The organism is Bradyrhizobium sp. STM 3561 (assembly GCF_045571455.1).
In the GTDB taxonomy this organism is placed as follows: Bacteria; Pseudomonadota; Alphaproteobacteria; order Rhizobiales; family Xanthobacteraceae; genus Bradyrhizobium; species Bradyrhizobium vignae.
The window spans coordinates 1,792,782-1,807,733 of the sequence record NZ_CP120695.1 but is presented as its reverse complement, the minus strand read 5'-3'; the positions used below and the strand labels follow the sequence as shown (position 1 = coordinate 1,807,733).

Here is a 14,952-nt window from a genome sequence, read left to right as displayed (position 1 = left end):
CGGGCTTTGGTCGACTGGTCGGATCGAACGAGCAAGGAGGCCCGTCGTCGTTAAGAGAGTAGCCTTAGCTTGACTATTCGCCCATAAATTGAAGTTGTGTGGCGGGCGTGTGAATGTCTGCTACGTCTTGGTCTGCGCAGTAAGTGGGGAGAGACGATGACATCCAAGATCCCGGTTCGCTTCGTCTGGTTGCAGCTTTCGACCGGACTGCTTCTCGCCACGATCGGAATTTCATCGCCGGGTGCCGAGGAGGCAGCGGGTCCATCAGGCGAGGCCCTTTATGAGCAACGCTGCGCCTCGTGTCATGAGGGCGGCGCGGCACGGGCGCCCGACAGAAATGCGCTACGGCAGCTGAACGAGCAGCGGATCGGCTTTCAGATCGCCTACGGGCTAATGAGCGCGCAGGGGCGAGATCTGAGCAAGGATCAGATCGGCGCCATCACTCGCTATTTGAAGGGCAACGCGCCGCCACCGGCGATCGAACTGCCCGATTCCAGCTGCCGCGATGAAGGACCCAAACTCGCTGATCCCGCGCTGCCGCGCTGGAACGGTTGGGGGGTCGACATTCGCCAGCATCGCTTCCAGCCCGCCGAGAGCGCGCTGCTTGCGGCGCACGATGTCCCCCGTCTCAAGCTGAAATGGGCTTTCGCTTTTCCCGGTGACGTCAGAGCCTTCGCGCAGCCGACGGTCTGGGGCGGCCGGCTGTTCGTCGGTAGCGCCGGCGGCAAGGTCTATGCGCTCGACGCCAGGACCGGATGTCAGCGCTGGGTGTTCGATGCAGGCTTTGGCGTCCGCAGCGCCGTCACCATCGGCGAGGACGGGCGCGGTTTCACGGCCTATTTCGGCGACCAGCGAGGGAACGTCTATGCGCTCGACGCCGAGACTGGGAAGCTAAAGTGGACCCGTCGGGTCGAGGACCATCAAGCGGCTATGATCACGGGTGCTCCGACACTTGCGGACGGCATCCTCTATGTACCGGTTTCCTCACTCGAAGAGGCGTTGGCGGCGGATCCACGGTACGGCTGCTGCAGCTTCCGCGGGCTGATCGTGGCGCTCAGCGCAGCGACGGGAGAGGTGAAATGGCGCAGCTACGTTTCGCCACCGCCGGGACCGCAGGGCATCAGTTCGATGGGCGTGCAACTTTTCGGGCCCTCGGGCGGCGCGATCTGGTCCGCGCCAACGGTCGACCTCCAGACGAACACGGTCTATGCGACCACTGGGGACAGCTATTCAAATCCCGCACAGGACACGTCTGACGCTTTTGTGGCGTTCGACCTCGTGAACGGAAAGCTCAAATGGTCGCGACAGATGACCGAGAGCGATGCCTACAATGTCGCATGCACCTCGCAATATCGCGCGAACTGTCCAGACAATAAGGGCCCCGATTTCGACTTCGGATCGTCGGCTATCCTGGTTGATCTCGCGGACGGCAAGCGCGCGCTGATCGCGGGGCAGAAGTCGGGCGTCGTGCATGCGCTCGATCCCGATCATGGTGGCGCGATACTGTGGCAGCGCCGGATCGGGCAGGGCTCCGCGCTTGGCGGTGTGCAATGGGGAATGGCCGTCGATGACGAGAATGTCTACGTGTCAGTATCGGATGTCGGACTCGAACGCGCGGCGCCGGGCACGCCGGGTGCTCAGAAAACCATCATGGGCGGCGAGTTGAAGATGGATCCTCGCAAGGGCGGCGGACTGTTTGCTCTCAAGCTTGCCACTGGCGAGGTCGTCTGGCGCACACCGCATCCGGGCTGTAATGACAAGCCCGGCTGCAGTCCAGCCCAGTCGGCCGCGGTCACAGCAATTCCCGGCGTGGTCTTCTCGGGTGGGCTCGATGGCCACCTTCGCGCCTACAGCGCCCGGACTGGCGAGATCATCTGGGACGTCGACACCGTCCAGGACTACACGACTGTCAATGGCGCAGCCGGCCAAGGCGGCTCGCTCGACGGTCCGGGCGCAGTTATTGCTGGGGGCATGCTCTACGTCAATTCGGGCTACACCAACTACGGCACGTTGCCGGGTAACGTGCTGCTCGCGTTCTCGGTAGAAGGGAGGTAGGTGCGATATCACCTGAAGCATTCAACGACGGGAACGTGGTCGCAATCATGAGGATCACCGACCTGAAGGCTTGAGGCCGGCTTCATCGGAAATCGATTGCACCCGGATGCTTCGTTCGGTGCGTCGCCCGCGCCGAGTGCGTCCACGAACGGGCCAGTGCGTCCACGAACGGGCCAGCTCTCGAGTGCCGAGTTGAAGTTGGTGCAGCGGTGCGATGAGGTGGCGTCAAGCGAGCGGTCGGGCTTGTCTGAACTGGAAAGTGCTCGGCGTGAACCTCCTGGCCACGGCGCGCGCGTTAGCCTCGCATGTTTCCAGCGCAATCTTCTGGGCGAGCATGACATCTCCGATCGGAAGCGCGCCGATCGGCATGAAGCACAACCCGTCCTGCACGCGGCCTCTTTCGTCAATCTCGCAGACGTTCACCGACGTTCCGGCGTAAATCCGGTACCGCTTCCCACTCTCGCTTCCGACAACCTCGAAGTAGCCCTTCGTCGCTAACTGCTCCTGCTGCGCAGGCGATAGCCAACGCCGCAAGAGCAGCAGCGACCGTCCCTCTGGCGTGCGTTCGGCGCCGTGCCTGATGAAGAGCATTCGCGCCGCTCTCATGCGGGAGCGGACGTGCGACGCCGCCGGCCGAAAGCCGAACATGAGCGGCTAGCCGCCGATCAATCTGGGGAAAAAGAGGGTTTCATCCGCAGTGGGGTCGAACGATCGGATCTGCGAGATCTGACCGGGACCCGTCCGGACCGCGGCGGTGAAGCCGGCATTCGTCAGCTCATAGAACCGCTGCTCCGCCTTCGCCACTTCCTGCAGGTCGCTGGGGTCGAAAGGGTGATGGCGGTCGCCGGTGCGGTCCATCACGATCTGAATCGCCATGATCGTCCTCCTCGGATTGATAATGGGCCCAAGGGATCCTATCCAGTATCCGACTAACCTGACGAACTTTCAAGACAAGACCACTTCGATCCGAAGAGCCGACTGAAAGGCGGCCAAGCGCCACGCCCCGTCGGCTCTGCCGCGCAGGGGTACCAGATCGCGGTGCCGAACAAGGCTCGAACAAAAATCCGAGCCCCCTGTCGGATCGGCGGCTTCCCGGTCGTCCTCGTGACATGAATGGGCCGTAGACGCCAAACTCGGGCCCATCAATCACCGAGGATAACAACCATGCCCAATACCGTCCGTCTGCACCGCGTGCTCGCAACCAGTCCGGAGAAAGTCTATCGCGCCTTCCTGGAGGCCGATGCGATGGCGAAATGGCTGCCGCCGAACGGCTTCACCTGCACCGTGCATCATCTCGAGCCCAAGGTCGGGGGCACGTTCAAGATGTCGTTCCGGAATTTCACCACGGGCAACGGCCATTCGTTCGGCGGCGAATATGTCGAGCTCGTGCCCGGCGAACGCCTGCGCTATACCGACAAGTTCGACGATCCCAATCTGCCGGGCGTGATCGAGGTGACCGTGATCCTGAAGAAGGTCTCGGTCGGCACCGAGGTCGAGATCACGCAGTCCGGCCTGCCCGACGTCATTCCCGTCGAGGCCTGCTATCTCGGCTGGCAGGAATCGCTGCGCAATCTGGCGCGGCTCGTCGAGCCGGAGATCAATCAGTAGCAGCCGCAACGGCCTAGCGGTCGAGTACACCTCTCCCGAAGGGTCCCGAAGGGAGAGGTGTAACAGACCCGGCGGATCGTGCTTCGTCCAATAGTGCGCTACGCACCCGCCTTTTTCAGCCCGCCGTCCGCCGTCCATCGCTCCGGATCGGGACTGTGCCCGATCAGTGCGAGCCCATAGGCGATCGATTCGAATTGGTCGCCGGACATCAGCCGCTCGTTGCCGAACCGCTCGGCGAATAGTTTTCGGACGGCAGGTACGAAGGACGTGCCACCGGTCAGGAACACCTTCTCCACCTCGCGCGCGGTGATGCCGGCTTCAGCCAGCACCTTGTCGACCGTGGCGCGCAACCGGGCGATATCGTCGGCAATCCAGGTCTCGAAATTCTTGCGCGTGATGGTGGCGCCGATGTCGACGCCGCCGCCCTTGAAGCGGAAGTCCACCTCGTCCTGCGCCGACAGGGCGACCTTGGCATCGGACACCGCGCGGTACAGCGCAAAGCCGAGGTCGAGATCGACGATGGTGATGAAATCCTCGAGCAGATCCGGCTTCAGCGCGGTGCGCGCAAGCTCGCGGAGCTCGCGCAGATCGCCGTTGCTCTTCATCATCGCGAGCTGATGCCAGCGCGCGAGGTTGGTGTAGTGGCCGCTCGGGACCGGGAGCACCTTGTCGAACGAGCGGAAGCTCGAGCCCTTGCCGAGCCGCGGCGAGACGACGTGGTCGACAATGCGATAATCGAACGTGTCGCCGGCAATGCCGATACCGGCATGGCCGAGCGGTTCGGCGCGAAGCGTGCCGCCCGCGCGGGAAAACCGCATCACCGAGAAATCGCTGGTGCCGCCGCCGAAATCGGCAACCAGCACGGTGGCATCGCGCTCCAGCCTGCGGGCGAAGGAGAACGCCGCGCCCACGGGCTCGTAGACGTAGCGCGCGTGGCCGGCCCCCAAGCGCTCGAACGCGGCCCGGTAGCGCTGCATCGCCAGCGCCTCGTCGGGATTGCCGCCGGCAAAGCGCACCGGACGGCCGACCGTGATGTTCGCCGTCTCGAAGCCGAACTTCTCGCCGCCATGGCGCGCCAGCGTGCGCAGGAACGCCGCCAATATGTCCTCGAACTTGTAGCGTTGCCGGAATACCTGCGTGGTGTTGAAGCTGGAACTCGCCGCAAACGTCTTGAACGACTGCAGGAAGCGGTAGACGTGGCGCCCTTCGAGAAACTGCTCGATCGCCCACGGGCCGCCTTCGGCCTGGGCACCGGCGCCCGGCCGGTCCTCCCAGAAGCACAGGGCCGACACATAGACGCTGTGACGCTGTCCGCCGTGGTCGAACCGAATGGCCTCAACCCGGCGGTCGTCCGACGCAAGCGCGACGACCGTGTTGCTGGTCCCAAAATCGATGCCGATCGAGACGGCGGGCGAGGCGCTCGACATGAAGCACTCTGAACGTTTGATTGGAAAAGGGGGCGGACCACTAGCCGCTTTGACCTGCGCTGCCAAGGGCCGTTTTGCTGCGGCGCGGTCGGAATTCATCCTCGTCGGGCGCCGTTCCGAGCCACGGGAAACAAGGTTTTCCTGCTCCCAGAGGCCGAAATCCCTGTTTCGGCTGTCCAGCTTGCAATCTTAAGCCCGGAATGGCCGCTTTAATGGAGCATTATGTTGCGATGCGGTGGAGCACATGCTGCTATGCAATGACATGCATGGACATTGGTATCTGGTATACATAAATTGCCTTTCGAAAGGAGACAGCAACTGACTGTCTCAAGAAAGGGAATTCCGATGTCCAAGACCGCTACCGTCGCTCTCGCCCCCTCCAACTCGCTGTTCGCCCGCTTCATGGCCGCGGTTGACCGCTTCCTGATGGCGAGTGCCGAGATCTCGAATCACAACGGCGACCTGCCCCGCTTCGGCCTCTAAGCCCGTGCTTTTGCGCTGCCGAGGCAGCGCGCCGGCTTCGGCACCGTCAACATTCGACTTTTGATGAATGGCCCCGCAGCACGGGGCCATTTCTACTTGTGCTGTCCCGAGTCAGAGTCGCAGCCGGACATTCCTGCGACATTTGCGCACGGTGGCCGGACCAGCGCTTGAAGCTTGGCATAATGCATACAAGAATGCCACCCCAGCGCTCGCAAAATAATTAGAGGCGCCACGGGAGGCTTTATGACGGACATGGTGCAGGCAACGGCGGCTCCAAGCGCCGCGCGCGTCAGCGATGCTTATCGCTGGGCGCAATTGGCCATCGGCGTAGGCGCGATGGTCATGATCGCCAACTATCAATACGGCTGGACGTTCTTCGTCCCCGACATCCAGAAGACGTTCGGTTGGGATCGCGCATCGATCCAGTGGGCATTCACCCTTTTCGTTTTGTTCGAGACCTGGCTCGTGCCGGTCGAAGGGTGGTTCGTCGACAAATACGGCCCGCGTATCGTCGTGCTGATCGGCGGCGTGCTCTGTGCTCTGGGCTGGGTGATCAACGCGCAGGCGACGACGCTCAACGGCTACTATCTCGGCATGATCATCGCGGGCATCGGCGCCGGCGGCGTCTACGGCACCTGCGTCGGCAACGCGCTGAAGTGGTTTCCGGACAAGCGCGGTCTTGCCGCGGGCATCACGGCGGCAGGTTTTGGTGCGGGCTCTGCGCTGACCGTCGCGCCGATTCAGGCCATGATCAAGGACAGTGGTTTCCAGACCACCTTCCTCTATTTCGGCCTCGGGCAAGGCATCATCATCTGCATCCTCGCCTTCTTCCTGCTCGCGCCCAAAGCGGGCCAGGTGCCGAACGTGGTGACGAACGCCGCACTGCTGCAATCTCGCCGCAACTATCAGCCGACCGAGGTGCTGCGTCAGCCGATCTTCTGGCTGATGTACTTCATGTTCGTGATCGTCGGCGCCGGCGGGTTGATGGTGACCGCGAACCTGAAGCCGATCGCGGTCGACTGGAAGGTCGACAGCGTCCCGGTCACCCTGATCGGCATGACAATGACCGCGGTGACGTTCGCAGCGACCATCGACCGCGTGCTCAACGGCCTGACGCGTCCATTCTTCGGCTGGATCTCCGACATGATCGGCCGCGAGAACACGATGTTCATCGCCTTCGGCATGGAAGGGATCGGCATCTGGATGCTCTACCTCTGGGGCCACGATCCGATCTGGTTCGTGCTGCTCTCGGGCTTCGTGTTCTTCGCCTGGGGTGAGATCTACTCGCTGTTCCCGTCGACCTGCACCGACACGTTCGGCGCCAAGTTCGCGACCACCAATGCCGGCCTGCTCTACACCGCGAAGGGCACCGCCGCATTGCTGGTGCCGATCGCCAACTACGTGCAGCAGACCTCGGGGCATTGGGACAACGTCTTCATCATCGCGGCCGGTGCCAACATCCTGGCCTCGCTGCTGGCGATCGTGGTGCTCAAACCATGGCGCAAGGTCGTGGTTGCGAAATCGACCCTCTGACCCGCTCCACTACAGTCACCAAGCAAGACGCCCGGCCTCACGGCCGGGCGTTTTCGTTTGGCGCCAGTATCCCAGGATACCTCTGCGCTTTGCGGAGCCGCGCATTTTGTCGAACGGGAACCAAGATAGGGCTTGCAATCTGGGATATGGTATACCAAGCTCCGCGCCGCGCTTGCGACGATAAGCCACAACATTTGCGACCCTGGGTCATCTTGCATTCCTGCGTCGCAATCAATCAGGCGCGTTGGGAGGTTCTTGATGATTTCCAGCACGGATGGCGCCGTCACAGCCGCGCCTCTTCGCACCGGTTTCCGTTGGCTCCAACTCGCGATGGGCATCGTCTGCATGGCGATGATCGCCAACCTGCAATACGGCTGGACGCTGTTCGTCGATCCGATCGATGCGACCCATCATTGGGGGCGCGCCGCCATCCAGCTCGCTTTCACCATCTTCGTCGTCACCGAGACCTGGCTGGTGCCAGTCGAGGCCTGGTTCGTCGACAAATACGGCCCGCGCATCGTGATCATGTTCGGCGGCGTGATGATCGCGCTGTCCTGGGTGCTCAACTCCTACGCCGACAGCCTCACCCTGCTCTACACTGCCGCGGTCATCGGTGGCATGGGCGCGGGCGCGGTGTACGGCACCTGCGTCGGCAACGCGCTGAAATGGTTTCCTGATCGCCGCGGCCTGGCGGCCGGCGCGACCGCCGCCGGCTTCGGCGCGGGTGCCGCACTCACGATCGTGCCGATCGCGAGCATGATCGTCTCGAGCGGCTACCAGCACGCGTTCCTCACCTTCGGCATCGGCCAGGGCCTCGTCGTGTTCGTGCTCGCCTTCTTCATCCAGCCCCCGCGGATCTCGATCCCGCCGAAGAAGAAGCAGCTCAATCTGCCGCAGACCAAGATCGACTTCACCCCGCCGCAGGTGCTGCGCACCCCTATTTTCTGGGTCATGTACCTCGTCTTCGTCATGGTCGCCTCGGGCGGCCTGATGACCGCGGCGCAGATCGCCCCGATCGCGCACGACTTCAAGATCGCGAACACGCCCGTCACACTCGCCGGCTTCCAGATGGCGGCATTGACCTTCGCGATCTCGCTCGACCGGATCTTCGACGGTTTCGGCCGCCCGTTCTTCGGTTTCGTCTCCGACACGATCGGCCGCGAGCACACCATGTTCATCGCTTTCGGCACCGCCGCGCTGATGCTCTTGACGCTATCGGCCTACGGTCACATCCCCGTCGTCTTCGTGCTGGCGACCGCAATTTACTTCGGCGTGTTCGGCGAGATCTACTCGCTGTTCCCCGCAACCTGCGGCGACACCTTCGGTGCGAAGTTCGCAACCACCAACAACGGCATGCTCTACACCGCGAAAGGCACGGCCTCCCTGCTCGTCCCGCTCGCGAGCGTGATCTCGACCGCTTATGGCTGGAAGGCCGTGTTCGTGGTGGCAGTGGCGCTGAATGCGACGGCGGCGCTGATGGCATTGTTCGTGATCAAGCCGCTGCGCCGCTCCTTCATTCTCGGCAAGGAAGCCGAGAGCACGGACACCGCGACCGGCACAGCCAAGACCGAAACGGCGTAGCCACCACAAGCCTTCGCACGAAAGAAAGGGGCGCAGCGATGCGCCCCTTTCTTTTTGGCCGCGACAAACGTCAGCATTCCTGTCGCAAGATTTTTCGGATCAGCCAAATCCAGCGCTTGACGATTGGCATTACGTATACCACACTTCTCCCAACATTCACCCAGGGAGGTTGCAATGCTGGTCGGAGACATTCTGCGCAAGAAGACGCCGCGCGTTGTCACGGTTCGTATGAACGAAACGGTGGGGATCGCGGCCAAGCTGATGCGCGCCAACAATATCAGCGCGCTGGTGGTCAAGGACGTGGTCCGCTCGGAAGGAAACACCGCGGTCGGCATGTTCACCGAGCGCGACGTGGTGCGCGCCGTCGCCGAGCACGGCGCCGGCGCCATCAACGTCAAGGTCTCCCAGCTGGTCTCGGTGCAGCAGCTCGTCTCCTGCACTTCCTCGGACACGATCGAGCACGTCCGCCACCTGATGAACCGTCATCACATTCGCCACCTGCCCGTGATCGACGATTACAGCCTCGTCTCGGTCATCAGCATGCGCGACATCGCCGCCGCGGTCGACGAGGCCGCCAACTCGACGCCGCAAGCAGCTTAAAGCGTCTCACTTCCCTGCGACTGCCGGCCCCGGCTCGGATCCATCCGAGCCGGACCGGATCATTCGTCCCAAAATTCCGCCTTACCCGCGAGGATTTCATGAAGATCTGCATCTACGGCGCCGGCGCGATCGGCGGATATCTCGGGGTTCAGCTCGCCCGCGCGGGCGCCGATGTCAGCCTGGTCGCACGCGGCGCACATCTCGCCGCCATGCGCGAGCGCGGCCTCACGCTGCTCGCCGGCGAGGAGAGGCATACCGTCCATCCGCGCTGCACCGATGATCCCACCGCGCTCGGTGTGCAGGACACCATCATCGTCACGCTGAAGGCGCATTCGATCACCGGCGTGATCGAGAAGATGCAGCCGCTGCTCGGGCCCCACACCCGCATCGTCACCGCCGTCAACGGCATTCCCTATTGGTACTTCTACAAGCACGGCGGCCAATACGAGAATTCGACGCTGGAGAGCATCGACCCCGGCGGACGGCAGTGGCGCGAGTTAGGGGCCGAGCGCGCCATCGGCTGCATCGTCTATCCCGCCACCGAGATCGAAGCGCCCGGCGTGATCCGTCACGTCTACGGCAACAATTTCCCGCTCGGCGAGCCCTCCGGTGAGATCACGTCCGACGTGCAGCGCCTCGCGGACCTCTTCGTCGCCGCCGGCCTGAAGGCTCCCGTGCTCGATCGCATCCGCGACGAGATCTGGCTGAAACTCTGGGGCAATGTCTGCTTCAACCCGATCAGCGCGCTGACCCACGCCACGCTCGACGTGATCTGCACCGATCCGGCCACGCGCGCGCTGTCGCGTGCGATCATGGTGGAGACGCAAGCGATCGCCGAGACCTTCGGCGTCAAGTTCCGCGTCGACGTGGAGCGCCGCATCGAGGGCGCGCGCAAGGTCGGCGCCCACAAGACCTCGATGCTGCAGGATCTCGAGCGCGGCCGCCCGATGGAGATCGACCCGCTCGTCACCGTCGTGCAGGAGATGGGCCGCCTCACCGGCATCCCCACGCCCGCGCTCGACTCGGTGCTGGCGATGGTGACCCAGCGCGCCCGCATCGCCGGCCTCTATGACGGCATCTCGACATCATCGGATCCCCGCGCACTGGCGGTGGCGTGATGGCGGGCGAAATGAAGAAGTGGCTGCGCTTCCGCCATGCCGGCGCGACCGGCTTCGGCACGCTGACGGCATCAGGCATCAGCGTGCATGAGGGCGAGATGTTCGGCCGCCACGCCGCCACCGGCAAGATGCTGGCGCTCTCGGAGGTCGAGCTGCTCGCGCCTTGCGTGCCCAGCAAGATCGTCGCGCTCTGGAATAATTTCCACGCGCTCGCGACCAAGCTGAACCAGCCCGAGCCGCCGGAGCCGCTCTATCTGCTCAAGGCCACCACCAGCATCACCGCTCCCGGTGCCGTGATTCGCCGGCCCTCTTATTACGACGGCAAGACGACCTATGAGGGCGAGCTCGGCATCGTGATCGGCAAGACGTGCGCGCGTGTCTCACCTGGCGAAGCCGACAGCTTCATCTTCGGCTACACTTGCGTCAACGACATCACCGCCAACGATATCCTGACCCGCGACCCCACCTTCCCACAATGGGCCCGCGCCAAAGGCATCGACGATTACGGCCCGTTCGGCCCGGTCATCGCGACCGGCCTCGATCCCGCGAAACTCACGGTCCGCACCATCCTCAACGGCGCGGAGCGGCAGAACTATCCGATCTCCGACATGATCTTCACTGCGCAGGACTTGGTCAGCAGGATCTCCCACGACATGACCCTGCTGCCCGGCGACCTCATCGCGGTCGGCACTTCCGTCGGCGTCGGCGTGATGAAAGAGCCGGTCAACACCGTAACGGTTGCGATCGACGGCATCGGCGAGCTCACCAACGAGTTTCGGCTGTAGCCCCGCAGCGCAGCAAAATTGATCCCGCGCAAATCGGGCTTCGCGGCCACTGGTATCCTTCCTTGCAAGACATCGGTCTCTGACGCAAAGGGAGGACGCCATGACGAATGCCGGCAACGCACTTTTGTGGACGGCCCTGTACTTCGCTCTCTCGTTCGCGGCGATTTTCGTCGTGTGGTTCGCCGACAAGATGCGCTCGAACTTCCTCGGGAGACAATAGCCGGAGGCGCGCCGGTTCTCGTCGGCGGCGACCGCTGACGAAAAAGCAAGCGCGAGGTCGAAGACCGCATCGCCCGCATTTTAGGATTTCAACGTGCTCGACGCCTTGCGCAAGGACATCGGCGGCATCTTCACGACGATCAGGACCAGTTTGAACCGGATCGGGTGAAGCGCGGCTGCGCAGGGGTTGAGCGCAGCGACACGGCCATCACGCCCTCCGAAACATCCCGACACATCACATCTCCGCGCGCCCGACATATGCCGCCAACATTTCCCGCGCGTGCCGCAACTTGGACGCATTCGGTCGCCCATCTGTGGAGCGTGTCTGGGGGCACGGCACAGCCGTGTTTGGACCAAACCTTCTAGGGGTATGACTGTGAAGAAGATTGCAATTGCTCTGGGTGCCACGCTTGCTCTGGTGACGGCCGCGAACGCTGCGGATCTGCCGCGCCGCCAGCCCGTGCCGGCCTATCCGGCTGAGCAGGCTCCGATCGGCAAGATGCCGATCGGCAAGAGCCCGGTTGGAAAGGCCCCGATCGGCAAGGCGCCCGGCCCGGTCGCAGCGCGCTACTGACGCGCGAGCGTAACACGCGCAGAATCCGCGTAGCGGCCGATAGTCGAGGGGGAATTGCGTGACGAACAAAGCTAATCGATCGGGATCCTGCATCCTTGCGGGGTTCGCTCTTGCGGCTATGCTCTCGTGCATGACGCCCTCGGCCTCGGCCCACGAGGCAAACAAGCGCGTTGCCGATGCGAGCGCGCTTGCTACGACCGACACCGCCTCGCGACCGGCGCCGCAATCGACGCGGCGCTCCGTCGCGCGCGCGGAGAAAGGCCCCTACTACGTCGACTTCCGCGCGCGTACCGCCGCGAGCTGGGGCCATGCCTTCGTCTGGTACGGCAAGACCAGCGAGAAGGCGGTCGAGGTCGCGGGGCTCACGCCGGCCGGCGACACGCTCGCTTACGTGCTCGGTCACATCACCTTTGTGCCGTCCGAGACCGGCGCGAGCTACGGTGATCTCGATCCGGAATATCTGACCGCGAGCTATCGGGTCTACCTGAACGAGGCCGACGCCAAGCGCGTGTTCGCCCATATCAGGGAGTTGCAGGCCAACACTCCGGTCTGGAATGCCGAGACAATGAACTGCACCGGCTTCATCGGCGAAATCGCGGAGTTCATGGGATTGAAGGTCCCCCATCGTTGGCAGCGTCCGGAGAACTTCGTCAACCGCCTCAAGGAAATGAATGGCGGCCGCCAGATGGTGCGGCTGTCGGCGGAGTAGCCGAAGCCCGGCAGCGCCGCCGTGATCCCATGGGTCCCGGCTCAGCGCCGCAACGTGAAGAACGTTGCAGCGCGTCCGGGACACGAGACCTGGTCGCGCCGTCACATGCGGGCCCACCCAATTATCCGCCCCGCGGAATCACCCACATCTCCGCATGATCGCCCCACGCCGGCGCAATAGACATTTCCCGCCCCCGGCGGCATCCTCCCCGCCATCAACCGATAGCAGATCGCCACACCGGCCGGGGGAAACAGATCATGTTGCAGACACGGTTCACCAAGCTCGTCGGCGTCCAGCACCCGATCGTCCAGGGCGGCATGCAATGGGTCGGACGGGCCGAGCTGGTCGCCGCGGTCGCGAATGCCGGCGCGCTCGGCTTCATCACCGCCTTGACCCAGCCGACGCCGGAGGACCTCACCAGGGAGATCGCGCGCTGCCGCGACCTCACCGACAAGCCGTTCGGCGTCAACCTCACCATCCTGCCCGCGATCAAGCCGCCGCCTTATGCCGAGTACCGCGCCGCCATCATCGAGAGCGGCATCAAGGTGGTCGAGACCGCCGGCAACAAGCCGCAGGAGCATGTCGACGAATTTAGGAAGCACGGCGTCAAGGTCGTGCACAAATGCACCAGCGTCCGCCACGCGCTCTCCGCCGAACGCATGGGGGTCGACGCCATCTCGATCGACGGCTTCGAATGCGCCGGCCATCCCGGCGAGGACGACACGCCGGGCCTGATCCTGATCCCGGCTGCCGCCAACAAGATCAAGATCCCGATGATCGCCTCGGGCGGCTTTGCCGATGCTCGCGGCCTCGTCGCGGCGCTGGCGCTGGGTGCCGATGGCATCAACATGGGCACCCGCTTCATGGCCACCAAGGAAAGCCCGATCCACCAGCTCATCAAGGAGAAAATCGTGGCCAATGACGAGCGCGAGACCGAGCTGATCTTCCGCACCATGCGCAACACCTCGCGCGTCGCCAAGAACGCGGTCTCGACCAAGGTCGTCGCAATGGAGAAGGAAGGCGCCAAGTTCGAGGACATCCGCGAACTCGTTGCGGGTGCCCGCGGCAAGATGGTCTATGCGACGGGCAATTCCGACGAAGGCATCTGGTCGGCCGGCCAAGTCCAGGGCCTGATCCAGGACATCCCGAGCTGCGCCGAGCTCGTCTCTCGCATCGTGCGCGAGGCGGAGGCGATCATCCGCGCAAGGCTGGATGGAATGATTGTTCATCCGGCAGCGCAAGCTGCTGAATAGCCACGGCAAGAAGCGAGAGCAATTCATGAAAGCTTACGTCTACGGCCCTGATGGCGCTACGATTTCCGAGGTCGCTCAACCAAAACCGAAGGGCACACAGGTCCTCGTCCGCGTCCGCGCCTGCGGGCTGAACCGCGCCGACACCGGCATGCGCAAAGGCCACGCCCACGGCGCGGCCGGCGGCGTCGGCACCGTGCTCGGCATGGAATGGGCCGGCGAGGTCGCCGAGCTCGGGCCGGATGCCGAAGGCGTCAAGGTCGGCGACCGCATCATGGGCTCGGGCAGCGCGGCATTTGCCGAATACACGCTGGCCGATCACGGCCGGCTGTTCCACGCACCCTCGAACATGAATTTCGAGGAGGCCGCCACCCTACCCGTCGCGCTCGCGACCATGCACAACGCCGTCGTCACCGTCGGCGGCGTGCAACCCGGGCAAGCCGTACTGATCCAGGGCGCCAGCTCCGGCGTAGGCCTGATGGCAATGCAGATCGCAAGGCTCAAAGGCGCAAGGCTCGTGATCGGCTCGTCGACCGACGCCACCCGCCGCGGCCGGCTGAAGGAGTACGGCGCCGATCTCGCCATCGACAGCTCCGATCCGAAATGGGTCGACGAGGTCCTGAAGGCAACGAACGGCGAAGGCGTCGACCTCATCGTCGACCAAGTCTCCGGCAAGGTCGCGAACCAGAATCTCGCCGCGACGAAGATCAAGGGCCGCATCGTCAATGTCGGCCGGCTCGGCGGCACCCACGCCGACTTCAATTTCGACCTGCATGCGGCGCGCCGCATCGATTATGTCGGCGTCACCTTCCGCACCCGCACCATCGAGGAGGTCCGCGAGATCTTTGCGCAGGTCCGCAAGGACATCTGGAGCGCAGTGGAATCGCGCAAGCTGCAACTGCCGATCGACAAGGTGTTTTCGTTCGACCAGATCGATAAGGCGTTCGAGCATATGGATGCAAACAAGCACCTGGGGAAGATCGTGGTGACAGTGTAACGAGTGCGAAGCT

15 protein-coding genes are annotated in these 14,952 nt (G+C 63.7%); 12 read left to right on the top strand and 3 right to left on the bottom strand.

All coding sequences use genetic code 11. From position 1 onward, the window contains the following. The first annotated feature begins 156 nt into the window (after positions 1 to 156). Positions 157 to 2,055 carry a PQQ-binding-like beta-propeller repeat protein gene (locus P6U28_RS08155; protein ID WP_122404085.1) on the top strand — a complete coding sequence of 633 codons (1,899 nt, stop codon included), beginning with the start codon at positions 157 to 159 and terminating at the stop codon, positions 2,053 to 2,055. A 225-nt stretch (positions 2,056 to 2,280) separates the two neighbouring features. On the opposite strand, the gene P6U28_RS08150 is transcribed toward P6U28_RS08155, so the two are convergent. Both P6U28_RS08150 and P6U28_RS08145 read right to left on the bottom strand, forming a co-directional pair. Continuing rightward, positions 2,281 to 2,703, bottom strand: coding sequence for a hypothetical protein (locus tag P6U28_RS08150; RefSeq protein ID WP_162500357.1), 423 nt, complete (start codon positions 2,701 to 2,703; stop codon positions 2,281 to 2,283). Between the two features lie 6 nt (positions 2,704 to 2,709). Then, positions 2,710 to 2,931: a hypothetical protein gene (locus tag P6U28_RS08145; protein WP_122404086.1), complete on the bottom strand. Its 222-nt coding sequence runs from the start codon at positions 2,929 to 2,931 to the stop codon at positions 2,710 to 2,712. Positions 2,932 to 3,219: 288 nt separating this feature from the next. On the opposite strand from P6U28_RS08145, the gene P6U28_RS08140 reads away from it, so the two are divergent. Then, on the top strand, positions 3,220 to 3,663 hold the full coding sequence (locus P6U28_RS08140) for an SRPBCC family protein (RefSeq protein ID WP_027572003.1): 444 nt from the start codon (positions 3,220 to 3,222) through the stop codon (positions 3,661 to 3,663). Between the two features lie 98 nt (positions 3,664 to 3,761). On the opposite strand, the gene P6U28_RS08135 is transcribed toward P6U28_RS08140, so the two are convergent. Next, complete coding sequence (locus P6U28_RS08135) at positions 3,762 to 5,090, bottom strand: Hsp70 family protein (protein ID WP_122404087.1); 1,329 nt, start codon at positions 5,088 to 5,090, stop codon at positions 3,762 to 3,764. A gap of 345 nt (positions 5,091 to 5,435) precedes the next feature. On the opposite strand from P6U28_RS08135, the gene P6U28_RS08130 reads away from it, so the two are divergent. From P6U28_RS08130 to P6U28_RS08085, 10 genes are all read left to right on the top strand, one after another. Beyond that, the gene (locus tag P6U28_RS08130; protein WP_164936819.1) at positions 5,436 to 5,573 is read left to right on the top strand and encodes a hypothetical protein; all 138 of its coding nucleotides are present in this window, start codon (positions 5,436 to 5,438) and stop codon (positions 5,571 to 5,573) included. Positions 5,574 to 5,816: 243 nt separating this feature from the next. After that, on the top strand, positions 5,817 to 7,106 hold the full coding sequence (gene oxlT / locus P6U28_RS08125; protein ID WP_122404088.1) for an oxalate/formate MFS antiporter: 1,290 nt from the start codon (positions 5,817 to 5,819) through the stop codon (positions 7,104 to 7,106). 258 nt (positions 7,107 to 7,364) lie between these two features. Further along, a complete protein-coding gene (oxlT, locus tag P6U28_RS08120) occupies positions 7,365 to 8,687 on the top strand; it encodes an oxalate/formate MFS antiporter (protein ID WP_122404089.1) in 1,323 nt (440 codons plus the stop codon). Positions 8,688 to 8,861: 174 nt separating this feature from the next. Beyond that, positions 8,862 to 9,287, top strand: coding sequence for a CBS domain-containing protein (locus tag P6U28_RS08115; protein WP_122404090.1), 426 nt, complete (start codon positions 8,862 to 8,864; stop codon positions 9,285 to 9,287). 98 nt (positions 9,288 to 9,385) lie between these two features. Beyond that, positions 9,386 to 10,405 carry a 2-dehydropantoate 2-reductase gene (locus tag P6U28_RS08110; protein WP_407122023.1) on the top strand — a complete coding sequence of 340 codons (1,020 nt, stop codon included), beginning with the start codon at positions 9,386 to 9,388 and terminating at the stop codon, positions 10,403 to 10,405. 11 nt (positions 10,406 to 10,416) lie between these two features. Continuing rightward, a complete protein-coding gene (locus P6U28_RS08105; protein WP_174221591.1) occupies positions 10,417 to 11,190 on the top strand; it encodes a fumarylacetoacetate hydrolase family protein in 774 nt (257 codons plus the stop codon). Positions 11,191 to 11,779: 589 nt separating this feature from the next. Continuing rightward, positions 11,780 to 11,983 (top strand): hypothetical protein, encoded by a 204-nt coding sequence (locus P6U28_RS08100; RefSeq protein WP_122404093.1) that lies wholly within the window; start codon positions 11,780 to 11,782, stop codon positions 11,981 to 11,983. A 58-nt stretch (positions 11,984 to 12,041) separates the two neighbouring features. After that, a complete protein-coding gene (locus tag P6U28_RS08095) occupies positions 12,042 to 12,692 on the top strand; it encodes a hypothetical protein (protein WP_122404094.1) in 651 nt (216 codons plus the stop codon). Positions 12,693 to 12,949: 257 nt separating this feature from the next. Further along, a complete protein-coding gene (locus P6U28_RS08090; protein WP_122404095.1) occupies positions 12,950 to 13,945 on the top strand; it encodes a nitronate monooxygenase family protein in 996 nt (331 codons plus the stop codon). A 25-nt stretch (positions 13,946 to 13,970) separates the two neighbouring features. Next, a complete protein-coding gene (locus P6U28_RS08085) occupies positions 13,971 to 14,939 on the top strand; it encodes a zinc-binding dehydrogenase (protein ID WP_122406750.1) in 969 nt (322 codons plus the stop codon). Positions 14,940 to 14,952 lie beyond the last annotated feature (13 nt).